Below are 15799 nucleotides of genomic sequence, written 5' to 3'. Positions count from 1 at the left end.
GTCAGATCAAAGCCACCGCGCTATCATGTCGACCTTCAAGATGTACTCGGAACAGAGGAACGGCATGACACCCTGGCTGACGGTTGTGGGAATCGGTGAGGACGGCTTCAAGGGCCTGGGCAAAAACGCCCGGCGTGCCCTGCTGGGCGCCGCGCGGATCATTGGCGGCCAGCGACAGCTGGACTTGCTGCCAGTGTGCATTCGCGGCGCACGCGAATTGTGGCCGAGCCCGTTTTCCCTCGCGCCGGCATTGGCGCGCCGTGGCGAAGCGGTCTGCGTGCTCGCCAGCGGTGATCCGATGTTCTATGGCGTCGGCGCGAGCCTGGCGCGGCAGGTGCCGAGCGACGAGATGCTGATCCTGCCTGCGCCGTCTTCCTGTGCGCTGGCAGCGGCTCGCCTCGGCTGGCCGCTGCAAGAAGTCGTAACGCTGTCGCTGGTGGCCCGGCCATTGGCCGCGCTGAATGCACAGTTGTCCAGCGGTGTGCGCCTGTTGTTGCTGAGCAATGACGGACTGAGCCCGGCAGCGGTCGCGGCATTGTTGCGCGAGCGCGGTTTTGGCGGCAGTCGCATCAGCGTTCTGGAGCATCTGGGCGGCGATGCCGAACGGCGCACCGACGGCATCGCCAATGACTGGAGCGACCCGCCGATTGCCGATCTGAATGTGATCGCCATCGAATGCCTGGCCGACGCCGAGGCTCCACGGCTGTCGCGACTCGCGGGCCTGCCCGACTCGGCCTTCCGCCACGACGGCCAACTGACCAAGCGTGACGTGCGCGCGATCACCCTCGCCCGCCTCGCCCCGACGCCCGGTGAACTGCTCTGGGACGTCGGCGCCGGCAGTGGCTCGATCGGCATTGAATGGATGCGCACGCATCCGAGTTGCCGGGCGCTGGCCGTCGAGGCCGATGACGGTCGTCAGCAACTGATCGAACACAATCGCGATGCGCTGGGCGTGCCGGGGCTGCAGCTGATTCGCGGTAAGGCACCGCAGGCCCTCGCCGGGCTGGAGCGCCCCGACGCGATCTTCATCGGCGGCGGCGTGACCCGCGAAGGGGTCTTCGAGACCTGTTGGGAACAGCTCAAACCCGGTGGCCGGCTGGTCGCCAACGCCGTGACCTTGCAAAGTGAACTCGCCCTGATGAACTGGCGCGAGCGCCATGGCGGCGAATTGACCCGCATCCACGTTGCCCAGGCACAGCCGCTTGGCGAGTTCGACACCTGGCGCCAGGCGCTGCCGATCACCTTGCTCGATCTGGTCAAACCTCTCGATGCGTGACGAAACCGCCGAACAACCCGCGCCCCTGCGCAGCGGCCTGACCACCGGCAGCTGTGCCACCGCCACCAGCCTGGCCGCCGCACGCCTGCTGCTCGGCGGTGTCTCGGCGGACGCGGTGCAGATCGTCCTGCCCAAAGGCAAGCAGGTGCAGATGCGCCTGGAATTCTGTCGGTTGACCGAGGACGGCGCCGAAGCCGGAACGATCAAGGATGCCGGCGACGACCCGGACGTGACCCACGGCGCGTTGCTCTATTCACACGTGCGGCTGCTGGCCGAACCGGGGGTTCGCTTCATCGCCGGCGCAGGCGTCGGCACCGTGACCCGGCCGGGGCTGGTGCTCGGCGTCGGTGAACCGGCGATCAATCCGGTGCCGCGCAAGATGATCGGCGATCACCTGAACCTGCTTGCCGCCCAAAGCGGTTACGCTGGCGGCTTCGAGGTCACGGTCAACGTCGAGGGCGGTGAAGCGCTGGCGCTGAAAACCATGAATCCGCGTCTGGGCATCCTCGGCGGCCTGTCGATTCTCGGCACCAGCGGCATCGTCCGGCCGTTCTCCTGCGCGGCGTACATCGCCTCGATCCATCAGGGCATCGACGTCGCCAAAACCAACGGCTTCCTGCACATCGCCGCCTGCACCGGCAACGCCAGCGAAGACACCATGCGCCGGGTCTACGACCTGCCGGAAATCGCCCTGATCGAAATGGGCGACTTTGTCGGCGCGGTGCTCAAGCATCTGCGCAAAGTACCTGTGGATAAACTCAGCCTGTGCGGCGGCTTCGGCAAGATCAGCAAACTGGCGGCCGGGCACATGGACCTGCACTCGCGGCATTCGAGCATCGACTTGCCGCAACTGGCCGAGTGGGCGGCGGCGATCGGCGCCGATGAGGTTTTGCAGCAAGGCATCCGTGCGGCAAACACCAGCCAGCAGGCCTTGGCGATGGCCAGTGCGGCGGGCATCGCGCTGGGGGATGAAGTCTGTCGCCACGCGCTGAATTTCGCCCGCAGCGTGGTGCCGGCGCAGGTGCAGATCGAGGTGTTTGCAATTGATCGTCAGGGCGGCATCGTCGGCCACGCCGGAGGTTTTGCATGAAGCGGATTTTGTTGCTCGGCGGCGTCACCGAAGCGCTGGCCATCGCCCGCACGCTGGGGCCGCCCCACATTTACAGCCTGGCCGGCGTGGGCCGGGTGCCGACTGATCTGACCTGCCAGGTGCGGGTTGGCGGCTACGGCGGTGCAACAGGCCTGGCGCAGTTCATTCGCGCTGAAGGCATCGACCTGCTGCTGGACGCCACCCACCCGTACGCCGCGCAAATTAGCCACAATGCCGCCAGCGCTGCGCAACTGGCCGGCATCCCCTGCTGGGCCCTGCGCCGCCCGGCGTGGCAGCCGCAACCGGGCGACGACTGGCGAGAGGTCAGCGACTGGGCCGAGCTGATCCGCGCACTCAAACCGTTCCGCCGCCCGCTGTTTACCCTCGGCCGCGAACCGCTGCAGCACCTCGACGAAATCCCCGCCGAACAGTTCTGGACCCTGCGCGCCCTCGATGTCTACCCTGGTAACGAGCGCTGTGAAGTGATCGGCGCCCGTGGCCCGTTTCTGCTTGCAGAGGAGCGAGCCTTGTTCGAGCGACGGCAGATCGATGTGCTGATCAGCAAGAACAGCGGTAGCACGGCAACCGAGCCGAAGCTGGAAGTGGCGCGAGAATTGAGGGTGCCGGTGCTGGTGTTGAAGCGGCCGGTGTTGCCGGCGGTTGGTCGGGAGTTTCTGTCGCTTCAGGAAACACTTGTTGCATTGGAGGATATCGCCTTATGAGGCAGTATCCACGACTTGCATGATAAGTAACCTATTTGTTACCTTCAGGGCCGGCCGTGATCACACTCGAAGAATATCTGGAAGAAGACCAATCAAGCCCGTTTGGCCAGTGGATTTCCACTCTGGGTGTACAGGCTGCACTCAAGGTTTCGACTGCCCTGATTCGATTGGAAATGGGCAACACTTCCAATATCAAGTGGTTCGATGGTCTAGGCGAATACAAAATCAATTGGGGCCCAGGGTACAGAATCTACCTGATACAAGAAGGAAAACGGCTGATCATCTTGTTCGGTGGAGGGGATAAATCCACACAGAAAAAAGACATCAAACAGGCGAAGGTATTGATTGCCGAATTTCGATCTCGAAAAAAAGCTGAACAGGACCGGAGGTAATTTATGGTTCTCACTCGAAGCTACAAACATTCAATAGCAGAACGTGCCCAACGTGATCCGGAGTTTGCTCAAGCACTGCTGGATGAGGCCGCGACGCTGTTCCTGAATGGCGAACCAGAAATGGCGAGAATAATTTTGCGGGATCTTGTCAATGCGACTGTAGGCTTCGAAGAGCTTGCAAGGGAGACCGAAAAGCCCAGTAAAAGCCTGCATCGAATGCTGTCAGCCAAAGGCAACCCGAGCATGGACAACCTGGCCAAAATATTTTCGGTAATCCGCGCTACGCTTGGTGTGGATATGCAGGTTCATGCCGTACCTGTGAATTGACCAAGTCATTGAAAAAACCCGTGCGACACCATACCGCACGACGTCTTTTTACTTATCGGCCCTGATCAGGCTAAATAGCCGCGCCTGATCGCCCACCCAACGGATCTGTCCCATGAACCGACACCGGCTAGCCATTGCCTGGATCGCCTGCTTTGCAGTGCTGTTCAACATGCTCGCCATGCCGATGACCGGAGCGATGGCGCAGGCGGCCAATTCACCGGCCGAACAATTGCTGTGGAGCAGTTTCTGCACCGGCAGCGGGACGAAGATGGTGGCGATCAACATCGGCACCCCGGAGCAGAAAGCCCCGTCCAATGACACCCATTCCAACATGCAGCATTGCTGGTGCTGCTCGGGCTCAGCGCCATTGGTGGCGTTGCCGGGTCATACACCGCAGCTGTATTTCGCCCGCTATGCAAGCAATCGCAGCGTGGCGCCGCCCTCGTTGCAAACACCGACACCGCGCCAGCAATGGCCGAGCCTCAATCCCCGCGCCTCGCCTCTGGTTTGATTTGTTCTCGCAATTGACCTGCGTATCAAATCGTTCTGGAGAACTGCCATGTTGAACAAATTCATCGTCATCGCTGCGCTGTTGCTGCCGGCGTGCTTCGCCCATGCCCACGAATACAAGGCGGGCGAGCTGGAAATCGCTCACCCGTGGTCGCAAGAACTACCGCCCAACGCGCCGACCGTCGCCGCTTACTTCGTGATCAGCAATCCCGGCAAGACAGACGACCGTCTGCTCAGCGTTGATTCGCCGATCACCGACGAGGCGCAACTGCACGAGCATGTGATGCAGGGCGATCTGATGAAGATGCAGCAGGTGCCCAATGTCGTGATCCCGGCCGGCGGCAAGGTGACGTTCGCGCCAATGGCTTATCACGTGATGCTGCTCAACCCGAAAGACCGCAACCTGCTCAGCGACGGCAAACGCTTCCCGCTGACCCTGCATTTCGAGAAAGCCGGTGACGTGACGGTCGAGGTCGCGGTGCAGAAGAAGCCGCCGCAAGAAACCCAGGCGCACGATCACGCCCAGTAACCGATCCGGCTGACCACGCCCGTGCGCCCGCAACGCGCCGGGGCGTCCAGCATGCACCGCCAGAGCCAGACTCTGACCCGCGGTAGCTGGATCGCCCTGTTCGCCATGTTGATGATCTTCATCGGCCCGCTGATTTCTCAGTCGATGCCGATGGATCAGCACGCCTCGACTTCCATGCCAATGAGCATGGACATGTCGATGGACATGCCCGGCATGGACCATTCCGCGCACGGTGCACAACCGGCTGCCGAACACTGTCCGCCGCAATCCTCGCACCACGCCCTGTGGGAAAAGTGCGGTTATTGCAGCCTGCTGTTCAACTGCCCGGCGCTGACCGGTGGCGGCAGCTTCGCGACGTTCAGCATCGCTCACGTCAACACCTTCACCCCGTCCTCCCCGCGCCTGGGCCATGCCCGGCAAACCTTCTTCCCCGGCGCCCGCACCCGCGCTCCGCCCATCGTCGCGTAAACACCGCACCTTTGATTGCACACGGTTGAGAAGACAGCTTCAGGCTGCCGGCCGTGTCGTTTACGACTGTTTGATGGAAATTGTCATGTCCAGGTTTTCCGCTGTTCCACGCTTGAGCGCAGCTCAGGCGTCCTTCGCCTTGAACGAATCGCGCATTCGTTTCTCGCACGCTACCGCCGTCCTTTGCGGCGTCCTGCTGTCCCCGCTGGTGCTGGCCGATGACCACGCCGGGCACAACGAAGAACTCAGCCCGACGGTGATCACCGCAATCGCTCCCAGCTCGCCGCTGACCATCGTTACCAACCCCAAGGACCCGCGCCAGCCGGTACCCGCCAGCGACGGCGGCGATTACCTGAAGACCATTCCGGGCTTTGCCCTGGTGCGCAATGGCGGTACCAACGGCGATCCGGTACTGCGCGGCATGTTCGGTTCGCGCCTGAATATCCTCACCAACGGCAGCATGCTGCTCGGTGCCTGCCCCGGCCGCATGGATGCACCGACCTCGTACATCTCGCCGGAAACCTACGACAAACTCACGGTGATCAAAGGCCCGCAAACCGTGCTCTGGGGCCCGGGCGCATCGGCCGGCACGGTGCTCTTCGACCGTGAACCGGAAAGCTTCGGCGAACTCGGCACCCGGGTGAACGCGAGCGTGCTGGCCGGCTCCAACGGGCGCTTCGACAAAGTGGTTGATGCTGCCGCCGGCGGGCCGTTGGGCTACGTGCGGGTGATCGGCAACACCGCGCACTCCGACGACTATCGCGACGGCAACAACGACACCGTGCCGTCGCGCTATGACAAGTGGAACGGTGACATCGCCGTCGGCTGGACCCCGGACGCCGACACCCTGATCGAACTCACCGCCGGCAAAGGCGACGGCGAAGCGCGTTACGCCGGACGCGGCATGGACGGTTCGCAGTTCCTGCGTGAAAGCCTCGGGCTGCGCTTCGAGAAATCCAACATCACTGACGTGCTGGAGAAGCTCGAAGCGCAGGTCTACTACAACTACGCCGACCACGTGATGGACAACTACACCCTGCGCACGCCGTCCGGCACCGGGATGATGGCCGGGCCGATGGCGTCCAACGTCGACCGCCGCACCCTCGGCGCGCGGATCAAGGCGACCTGGCGCTGGGCCGATATCCAGTTGATCACCGGTCTCGATGCGCAGACCAACGAACACCGCCAGCGCAGCGGCATGGGCATCGACACCTACAAGGATCAGCCGTACACCAAGGACGCCGATTTCCATAACTACGGCGTGTTCAGCGAAATGACCTGGTACGCCGCTGACCGTGATCGCCTGATCACTGGTGCCCGTGTCGACCGCGCCTCGGCCAAGGATTACCGACAGAGCATTGGCTCCGGGATGATGAGCCGCCCGAACCCGACCGCCGACGACACCCGCGCCGACACCCTGCCCAGCGGCTTCGTGCGTTACGAGCATGACCTGGCTGACAGCCCGACCACGCTCTATGCGGGCCTCGGCCACGCGCAGCGCTTCCCGGATTACTGGGAGCTGTTTTCGCCCAAGTCAGGCCCGGCCGGTTCGGTGAACGCTTTCGATTCGATCAAACCGGAAAAAACCACCCAGTTCGACTTCGGCGTGAACTACAAGAGTGCCGACCTTGAGGCCTGGGCCTCGGGCTACATCGGCGTGGTGCGCGACTACATCCTGTTCGACTACACGCCGACGATGATGGGCATGAGCACCTCCCGCGCACAAAACATCGACGCACGGATCATGGGCGGCGAACTCGGCGCTGCGTACAAGCTCACCGACAACTGGAAAGCCGACGCGACCCTGGCCTACGCCTGGGGCAAAAACAGCAGCGACGGCAAAGCCCTGCCGCAAATGCCGCCGCTGGATGCGCGTTTCGGCCTCACCTACAGCGAAGACAACTGGAGCGCCGGCGCGCTGTGGCGCGTGGTCGCGGCGCAAAACCGCATCGACCAGAACAAGGGCAACGTAGTCGGCAAGGACTACGACAAGAGCGGCGGCTTTGGCGTGTTCTCGCTCAACGGCGCCTACCGGATCAACAAGAACTGGAAGGTCAGCACCGGCGTCGACAACCTGTTCGGCAAGGCTTACGCCGAACACCTGAACCTGGCGGGCAACGCCGGTTTCGGCTACCCGGCCAACGACCCGCAAGCGATCAATGAACCGGGGCGCACGCTCTGGACCAAGGTCGACATGAGTTTCTGACAAAGAGGCACACCCTGCCTTTGCAGGAGCGGGCTTGCTCGCGAAGCGGTGTATCAGGCGCCAACAATGTTGAGCGTGCCGCCGTCTTCGCGAGCAAACCCGCTCCCACAGGAGTGCAGCGGTGACTTTACCGATACAGAACAACTAAAAGATCCAAGCCAAGCGGAGCACACGTGATGCAAAAGCCCAAAGCGAATTTCTACAACCTGGCCTGGCGTTGGCATTTTTACGCTGGGCTATTCGTCGCCCCTTTCATGGTGATGCTGGCCCTGACCGGCATCATCTACCTGTTCAAACCGCAACTCGATTCACTGATGTACAGCAGCTTGCTCAAAGTACCGGCCGGGCATCACACGGTGCCGGCCGATGACCTGCTGCAACGGGTGAAAAGCGCTTATCCACAGGGCCAGATCACCCAGTACCTGCCGCCAGCGAATGCCGAACGCAGCGCGCAATTCGTGGTGAAAAACGAAGGTCACGAACTCAACGTTTTCATCGATCCGTACCACGGCGATATCCTCGGCGAGCAGGATGCCAGGCAGAACCTGCAGGCCATCGCCCGTGCGATTCACGGCGAACTGATGATCGGCACCGTCGGTGACCGCTTGATCGAACTCGCCGCCGGTTGGGGCGTAGTGCTGGTGGTGTCGGGGGTGTTTCTGTGGTGGCCGCGAGGTCAGTCCGCCGGGATTCTGTGGCCGCGACTGAACAGCCGCGGGCGCGTGCTATGGCGTGATCTGCATGCGGTCACCGGGTTCTGGGGCGCGGCGTTGTTGCTGGTGATGCTGCTCAGCGGCATGACCTGGACCGGGTTCTGGGGCAAGCAGTACGCCCAGGTGTGGAACGTGTTCCCGGCCGCCATGTGGAACAACGTGCCAACCTCCGACGTCGAGGCCGGCAGCCTCAACAACGCCGCGCGCCAGACCGTGCCGTGGGCGATGGAAAACACGCCGATGCCGATGTCCGGCGACCATGCCGAGCACATGGCCCACGGCGGCATGCAGCACGGCCCTGCCGCGCCCGCCATCAGCCTGCAAGCGGTGCAGGACATCGCAATTGAACGCAAGGTCGAGCCGGGCTACAGCATCACCCTGCCGACCACCGCCACCGGGGTGTTCACCATCGCCGTATTCGCCGACGATCCGCGCAACGACGCCACCCTGCATGTCGATCAGTACACCGGCAAGGTCCTCGCCGATGTGCGTTTCGAGCAGTACGGCGCGGTGGCGCGGGCCACGGAAATCGGCGTAATGCTGCACGAAGGCAAGATGTTCGGCACCTTCAACCAGATCGTCGTGTTGCTGATCTGCCTGATGATTCTGCTCAGCGCCGTCAGCGGTGTGGTGATCTGGTGGAAGCGCCGCCCGCAGGGCAAGTTCGGCGTGCCGCCGCTACGTCATGACCTGCCGAAATGGAAAACCGGCGTGGCAATCATGCTGGTGCTGGCGGTGATTTTTCCGCTGGTGGGGGCTTCGCTGGTGGCGGTCTGGTTGCTGGATCGAGTGCTGCTGTCGCGTCTTGGGCGCCAACCTGAATCTGCCTCAACTTCATCATGAAACAGGCGAGATGCGCATTTTAGACAGTTCTTTAAACTGCCGGCTCTTATAAGCCGGCATTTTTTAGTGTTACTGTATAACCCATATTTGCCACTCTGCCCGCGGCCAAAAGCTGCGGGCTTTCTTTTGAAGAAGTGATTCACCACCCCGATGAACAAGTACCTCTTGTCCAGCCTCTGCCTGTTCGCCCTGAACCACGCCAATGCCGACAGCCAACCGCTGACGCTGCCCACCGGCACCATCAGCGCACCGGCCATTGACGACGAAAGCGTCAGCCTGACCACGCCGACCACCGCCGGTTCACGCCTGAACCTCAGCGCCATGGAAACCCCGGCCAGCGTCGAAAGCCTCAGTGGCGAACAAGTGCGTGCCCGTGGCGATCGCAGCGTGCAAGACGCCGTGTCGCGCAGCACCGGCATCAGTCGCACCGGTACCCCAGGCGATGGCGGCACCTCGTTGCAGGCACGCGGTTTTACCGGGCAGAGTTCGGTGATGCAGTTGTATGACGGCAACCGCATGTACACCGGCATGGGCACCGCGACCTTCCCGGTCGACACCTGGTCGGTGGAGCGCGTCGATGTGCTGCGCGGCCCGGCCTCGGTGCTGTACGGCGAAGGCGCGACCGGTGCGGTGGTCAACGTGATTGCGAAAAAACCGTTCAGCGGCGAAATCGAAAACCATCTGCGCGTCGGCTACGGCTCATATGATCGTCAGCAGCAGGCGTTCGACAGCGGTGGTTCGCTGACCGATACCCTGAGCTATCGCCTCAATCTCAATCGCCTGCGCAGTAACGGCTGGATCGATCGCGGCGACTCCTCCAGCGACTTCATCAGCGCCGCCCTGCGCTGGCAGGCTACCGATGATCTGGCTTTCACCCTCGCCCATGACTACGGGGACCAGCGGCCACAAAACTACTTCGGCACACCACTGATCAACGGCCGGCTGCAGGACAGCCTGCGCAACAAGAACTACAACGTGCGCGACGACAAGCAGCACTACAACGACCAATGGACGCGCCTGACCACTGACTGGCAGATCAACGATGCGCTCAGCGCCAGCAACGAACTGTATTACCTCAAGGCCCAACGCCGCTGGCAGAACGCCGAGAACTACAACTTCGACACCACCACGCAACAACTCAGTCGCAGCGGTTACTTCGGTATCGGCCACCAACAGGAGCAGGTCGGGGACCGCCAGACCTTCACCTTCAAGCACTCGCTGTTCGGCCTCGACAGCCAGACCGTGACCGGCGTCGATTACAACCGCATCCGCTTCCAGCTCAACAGCAACTCACCGTTCAACGACGTGTTGCCGAACGGCCAGGCGCTGGACCTGTATCACCCGCAACCGGGCAACTTCGAAAGCGCCAACCCGTACCGTGATCAGTTCGACAGCACCACGAAACAGATGTCGCTGTTCGCCGAAAACCGCACGCAACTCAGCGAGCGCTGGTCGCTGGTGACCGGTGTACGCCGCGATTACGTGCACGTTGATCGCAACAATCTGGTGGACGGCAGCCAGAGCGACAAGACCCTGACCGGCAACAACTGGAAGGCCGGACTGGTGTTTGCGCTGACGCCCGAGACCTCGTTTTACGCTCAGGTCGCGACCAGCACCGACGGTATCGGCGGCCTGATATCCCTGAGCCCCAGCCAGCAGCAGTACGACCTGTCGACCGCACGACAGACCGAGATCGGCATGAAGCAGTTGTTCTGGGATCAGCGCGGCGAGTTCACCCTGGCGGCCTATCGCATCGTCAAAAAGAAGCTGCTGACGGACGATCCGGGCAACCCGACGCTCAAGCAGCAAGTCGGCCAGCAATCCTCCAATGGCCTGGAAGCCAGCCTCGACCTGCAATTGCCCCACGCCTGGCAACTGCAGGCCAACGCTGCAGTCGTCAAAGCCAAGTACGATGACTTCTCCGAAGTGGTGAATGGGCAAACCCTGTCGTATAACGGCAACCGCCCGGTGGACGTGCCACGGCGCACCGCCAATCTGTGGCTGAACAAAAAACTCAGCGATGACCTGAGGGCCGGTGCCGGCGTGCGTTACGTCGATGCGCGCTACGCCGACATGGCCAACCGCAACGAGCTGCCGAGCTACACCGTGGTCGATGCCACGCTGTCGTGGCAAGCCTTGCGCAACACCACGCTGGGCCTGCAGGTGAACAATCTGTTTGACCGCCAATACGCGCAAAGCCAATACAATGAGGGCCAGCAATGGATTCTCGGCGAGCCGAGATCGTTCTTCGTCACCGCGGATTACACCTTTTGATGTACCGGCGCCTTCGCGAGCAGGCTCGCTCCCACATTGAAATGCACTCCATTGTGGGGGCGGGCCTGCTCGCGAAGGCGCCATCAGCAACACCGAATATTTCAGAGTAGACGCATGACCTCACTGACCCTCGCCAACCTCGCCTGGACACCTCTGGGCCACGGCCACTGCCATCACCAGTTCCAGCTGCGTGACGCCTCGTTGCAGGTGGCTGCCGGTGAGTTTGTCGGTTTGATCGGCCCCAACGGCAGCGGCAAGACCAGCCTGTTGCGCTGCGCCTATCGCTTCAGCCAGCCGGAAAACGGTGAGGTCAGACTCGATCACCACAATGTGTGGAAACAGTCCTCACGCTGGTGTGCACAACGCATCGCCGTGGTCCTGCAGGAATTCCCCGATGCCTTCGGTCTGACCGTCGAGGAGGTCGTCGCCATGGGCCGCACACCGCACAAAGGCCTGTTCGATGGCGATACGCTGGAAGACCGGAATCTTGCGACTCAAGCGCTCAAATCGGTCGGCCTCGACGGCTTCGAAGACCACGCTTTCGCCACGCTTTCCGGTGGTGAAAAACAGCGCGTGATCCTCGCCCGCGCCCTGACCCAGCAACCGCAACTGCTGATCCTCGACGAGCCGACCAACCACCTCGACCCGCGCTATCAGCTCGAACTGCTGCAACTGGTCAAGCGCCTGCAGATCGGCACACTCGCCAGCATCCACGACCTGAACCTGGCCGCCGCCTTCTGTGACCGTCTGTACGTGATCAATCACGGGCGCATCGTCGCCAGCGGCACGCCGCAAGAAGTCCTCACCGTCGAACTGCTGCGCGAGGTCTTCGGCGTCGAAGCGCTGATCGATTCCCATCCCCTCCACGGCTACCCGCGAATCACCTGGATAACCCGACCATGACTGTGCGTTCCCTGCTTTGCGTCGCTCTTTTGTTGTGCAGTGCTCAAGCCCTGGCCGAGGCCACGAAGTACCCGCTGACCGTTCACAGCTGCAACCGCGAAGTGACCTTCAAGCAAGCGCCAGGGCATGCGGTCAGCCACGACATCAACATGACCCAGATGATGCTCGCGCTCGGCCTCAAATCGCGCATGGCCGGGTACAGCGGTGTCAGTGGCTGGAAGTCGGTGACGCCCCAGATGCAGTCGCTGCTCGACGGTTTGCCGGAGCTGGCCGCGAAGTACCCGTCGGTGGAAACCCTGCTCAACGCCAACGTCGACTTTTTCTTCGCCGGCTGGGATTACGGCATGCGTGTCGGGGGTGATCTCACTCCGCAGACCCTGCAACCGCTGGGCATCAACGTCTATGAGCTGACCGAATCCTGCGCCTTCGTGATGAAGCGCCCGGCGGCGACACTGGAGGACACCTACAACGACCTGCGCAACCTCGGCAAAATCTTCGACGTGCAGGATCGCGCCAACGCCCTGATCGCCGACATGCAGCAGCAGGTCGCCGAGATCCGCAAAGACCTGCCCGCCAGCCAGCCGCGCGTGTTCCTCTACGACAGCGGCGAAGACCGCGCCATGACCTCCGGCCGACTGGGCATGCCGCAGGCGCTGATCGATGCCGCGGGCGGGCGCAACATTCTCGATGACGTCGAGGCGAGCTGGACCCGGGTCAACTGGGAGACCGTGGTCGAACGCAATCCGCAGGTGATCGTGATCGTCGACTACAGCGAAATCACCGCCGATCAGAAGATCGAATTTCTGCTGAAGAACCCGGCGCTGCAATCGGTTGACGCGATCAAGAACCAGCGCTTCATCGTCATCCCTTACGTGCAGGCCACGCCGGGGATCGATAACGTGCTGGCGGTGGAAACCCTGGCCAAAGGGTTCCACGGCGAATGATCGACCGTCGCTACGCCCTGTTGCTGATCGCCCTCGGCGCCGTGTTGCTGGTGTCGTGCGTGGTCTCGCTTGGCTTCGGTCCCGCCCGGGTGCCGGTGGAGGTGGTGTGGCGGATTCTGCTGCACAAGGCCTTCGGTCTCGGCGACGTGAGCTGGAGCGCCGGACAGGAACACATCGTCTGGCTGATCCGTGTGCCGCGCATGTTGCTTGGGGCGTTGGTGGGTGCCGGTCTGGCGTTGATCGGCGCGGTGCTGCAAGCGGTGACGCGCAATCCACTGGCAGATCCGCACCTGCTCGGCGTCACCTCCGGCGCAACGTTGGGCGCCGTGATCGTGGTGTTGCACATCGGTGAAATCGTCGGCCTGCTGACCTTGCCGATTGCTGCGTTCATCGGTGCGTTGCTGAGCATGTTTCTGGTGCTGGGCATTGCCAATCGTCAAGGCCGGCTCGACAGCGACCGGTTGCTGCTGTGCGGTGTGGCGGTGTCGTTCGTGATGATGGCGATCGCCAACCTGCTGCTGTTCATGGGCGACCACCGCGCCAGCTCGGCGGTGATGTTCTGGATGCTCGGCGGTCTTGGACTGGCGCGCTGGGAATTGCTGGCGGTGCCGGCCCTGAGCGTGCTGCTCGGTCTCGGTTTGCTGTTGGGCATGGCCCGACCGCTGAACGCACTGATGGCCGGCGAGCAGACCGCCGTGACCCTCGGCCTGAACGCCCGGTCGGTGCGTTTGCGGGTGTTTGTGATCGCCTCGCTGATGACCGGCGTGCTGGTGTCGATCAGCGGCTCGATCGGTTTTGTCGGGCTGATGGTGCCGCACATTGCCCGGCGTCTGGTCGGCGCCGAACATCGCCGCCTGCTGCCGGCCTGTGTGTTGCTCGGCAGCCTGTTTCTGGTCTGGGTCGATGTCGCCGCCCGGACCCTGATCGCGCCGGAAGACCTGCCCATCGGCGTCGCCACCGCAGCCATCGGCGGCGTCTTCTTCATCGGCCTCATGCGCCGCCGCTAATCCAACACAGAACAACGTGGGAGCAAGCTCGCTCCCACAGTGGACGGCGTCGTTCGTGAAACCTGCGCCCTAATCTGGCGCATTCGAGCGCACCGTCACACGCGCCTCGTTCCTTCATGGTGCACCCCACCAACACGCAACCGCTCTAAACCGACATTTTCCTGCCCGATCCCGACCGGGCACAGCCCTTGCAAAACACACCTTCAGTCGTCCGCATCTGCCAACCAGAAAAATTAAACGTTCATGGAGATCGCACAATGAAGCGTCGCAGTTTGATCAAGGCTTTCACACTCACGGCAAGCATTGCCGCGATGGGCATGACCTGGACTGTCCAGGCTGCCGAGACCATCAAGGTCGGGATTCTACATTCGTTGTCCGGCACCATGGCGATCTCCGAAACGTCGCTCAAAGACATGGCGCTGATGACTATCGACGAGATCAATGCCAAGGGCGGGGTGAACGGCAAGATGCTCGAACCGGTGGTGGTCGACCCGGCGTCGAACTGGCCGTTGTTCGCGGAAAAGGGCCGGCAGTTGCTGACCCAGGACAAGGTCGCGGTCGTATTCGGTTGCTGGACCTCGGTGTCACGCAAATCGGTACTGCCGGTGTTCGAAGAACTTAACGGCCTGCTGTTCTACCCGGTGCAATACGAAGGCGAAGAAATGTCGCCGAACGTGTTCTACACCGGCGCTGCACCGAACCAGCAAGCGATCCCGGCGGTTGAATACCTGATGAGCGAGGAAGGCGGCAGCGCCAAGCGCTTCTTCCTGCTCGGCACCGACTACGTCTACCCGCGCACCACCAACAAGATCCTGCGCTCGTTCCTGCACTCCAAAGGCGTGGCCGACAAGGACATCGAAGAGGTCTACACCCCATTCGGTCACAGCGACTACCAAACCATCGTCGCCAACATCAAGAAATTCTCCGCTGGCGGCAAGACTGCGGTCATCTCCACGGTCAACGGCGACTCCAACGTGCCGTTCTACAAAGAGCTGGCCAACCAGGGCCTGAAGGCAACCGATGTTCCGGTAGTGGCGTTCTCGGTAGGCGAAGAAGAACTGCGCGGCATCGACACCAAACCGCTGGTGGGCAACCTCGCGGCGTGGAACTACTTCGAGTCGGTCGAGAACCCGGTGAACAAGAAGTTCGTCGCTGACTGGAAGGCCTACGCGAAGAAACACAACCTGCCGGGCGCGGATAAAGCCGTGACCAACGACCCGATGGAAGCTACTTACGTCGGCATCCACATGTGGGCGCAAGCGGTCGAAAAAGCCAAGTCCACCGACGTCGACAAGGTCCGCGAAGCGCTCGCCGGCCAGACCTTCGCCGCGCCGTCGGGCTACACCCTGACCATGGACAAGACCAACCACCACCTGCACAAGCCGGTGATGATCGGCGAGATCCAGGGCGACGGTCAGTTCAACGTGGTGTGGCAGACCGAAGGCCCGATCCGCGCGCAACCGTGGAGTCCGTTTATCGATGGCAACGACAAGAAGCCCGATTATGCGGTGAAGAGCAACTGAGTCATTGGGTGTCAGCCTTGCGCTTGGCGTGAGGCCGGCACAGTCCCCCCTGTGGGAGCGGGCTTGCTCGCG

At 62.3% G+C, this 15799-nt stretch carries 15 protein-coding genes; all 15 read left to right on the top strand.

Annotated features, from left to right (window positions below):
* Window positions 1-64: 64 nt before the first annotated feature.
* Window positions 65-1276: a precorrin-6y C5,15-methyltransferase (decarboxylating) subunit CbiE gene (gene cbiE / locus AC0J41_RS01320; RefSeq protein ID WP_473014358.1), complete on the top strand. Its 1212-nt coding sequence runs from the start codon at window positions 65-67 to the stop codon at window positions 1274-1276.
* Window positions 1269-2366, top strand: coding sequence for a cobalt-precorrin-5B (C(1))-methyltransferase (locus AC0J41_RS01315; protein ID WP_473014357.1), 1098 nt, complete (start codon window positions 1269-1271; stop codon window positions 2364-2366). The genes cbiE and AC0J41_RS01315 overlap by 8 nt, the downstream gene beginning before the upstream one ends.
* A complete protein-coding gene (locus AC0J41_RS01310) occupies window positions 2363-3088 on the top strand; it encodes a cobalt-precorrin-6A reductase (protein WP_473014356.1) in 726 nt (241 codons plus the stop codon). The genes AC0J41_RS01315 and AC0J41_RS01310 overlap by 4 nt, the downstream gene beginning before the upstream one ends.
* 56 nt (window positions 3089-3144) lie before the next feature.
* Window positions 3145-3480, top strand: coding sequence for a type II toxin-antitoxin system RelE/ParE family toxin (locus AC0J41_RS01305; RefSeq protein WP_025111780.1), 336 nt, complete (start codon window positions 3145-3147; stop codon window positions 3478-3480).
* 3 nt (window positions 3481-3483) lie between these two features.
* Window positions 3484-3807 (top strand): helix-turn-helix domain-containing transcriptional regulator, encoded by a 324-nt coding sequence (locus tag AC0J41_RS01300; RefSeq protein WP_025111781.1) that lies wholly within the window; start codon window positions 3484-3486, stop codon window positions 3805-3807.
* A gap of 112 nt (window positions 3808-3919) precedes the next feature.
* Entirely contained in the window at window positions 3920-4318 is a 399-nt protein-coding gene (locus AC0J41_RS01295) for a DUF2946 domain-containing protein (protein ID WP_025111782.1), read from the top strand.
* Window positions 4319-4366: 48 nt separating this feature from the next.
* On the top strand, window positions 4367-4846 hold the full coding sequence (locus AC0J41_RS01290; RefSeq protein WP_473014355.1) for a copper chaperone PCu(A)C: 480 nt from the start codon (window positions 4367-4369) through the stop codon (window positions 4844-4846).
* A gap of 21 nt (window positions 4847-4867) precedes the next feature.
* Complete coding sequence (locus tag AC0J41_RS01285; protein ID WP_473014354.1) at window positions 4868-5314, top strand: DUF2946 domain-containing protein; 447 nt, start codon at window positions 4868-4870, stop codon at window positions 5312-5314.
* 85 nt (window positions 5315-5399) lie between these two features.
* On the top strand, window positions 5400-7520 hold the full coding sequence (locus tag AC0J41_RS01280) for a TonB-dependent copper receptor (RefSeq protein WP_473014353.1): 2121 nt from the start codon (window positions 5400-5402) through the stop codon (window positions 7518-7520).
* 176 nt (window positions 7521-7696) lie between these two features.
* The gene (locus tag AC0J41_RS01275; RefSeq protein WP_025111786.1) at window positions 7697-9076 is read left to right on the top strand and encodes a PepSY-associated TM helix domain-containing protein; all 1380 of its coding nucleotides are present in this window, start codon (window positions 7697-7699) and stop codon (window positions 9074-9076) included.
* A 150-nt stretch (window positions 9077-9226) separates the two neighbouring features.
* Window positions 9227-11350 carry a TonB-dependent receptor gene (locus AC0J41_RS01270; protein WP_473014352.1) on the top strand — a complete coding sequence of 708 codons (2124 nt, stop codon included), beginning with the start codon at window positions 9227-9229 and terminating at the stop codon, window positions 11348-11350.
* 114 nt (window positions 11351-11464) lie between these two features.
* The gene (locus AC0J41_RS01265) at window positions 11465-12253 is read left to right on the top strand and encodes an ABC transporter ATP-binding protein (RefSeq protein WP_473014351.1); all 789 of its coding nucleotides are present in this window, start codon (window positions 11465-11467) and stop codon (window positions 12251-12253) included.
* Entirely contained in the window at window positions 12250-13197 is a 948-nt protein-coding gene (locus AC0J41_RS01260) for an ABC transporter substrate-binding protein (RefSeq protein ID WP_473014350.1), read from the top strand. Before AC0J41_RS01265 ends, AC0J41_RS01260 begins: the two co-directional genes overlap by 4 nt.
* Window positions 13194-14204, top strand: coding sequence for a FecCD family ABC transporter permease (locus tag AC0J41_RS01255; protein WP_473014349.1), 1011 nt, complete (start codon window positions 13194-13196; stop codon window positions 14202-14204). The genes AC0J41_RS01260 and AC0J41_RS01255 overlap by 4 nt, the downstream gene beginning before the upstream one ends.
* 257 nt (window positions 14205-14461) lie before the next feature.
* Window positions 14462-15727 (top strand): urea ABC transporter substrate-binding protein, encoded by a 1266-nt coding sequence (urtA, locus tag AC0J41_RS01250; protein WP_025111791.1) that lies wholly within the window; start codon window positions 14462-14464, stop codon window positions 15725-15727.
* Window positions 15728-15799: the final 72 nt, after the last annotated feature.

The organism is Pseudomonas sp. Arb-4-2C, assembly GCF_055755015.1.
The sequence above is the reverse complement of the archived record's forward strand: the minus strand, read 5'-3'. Positions and strand labels throughout refer to the sequence as shown.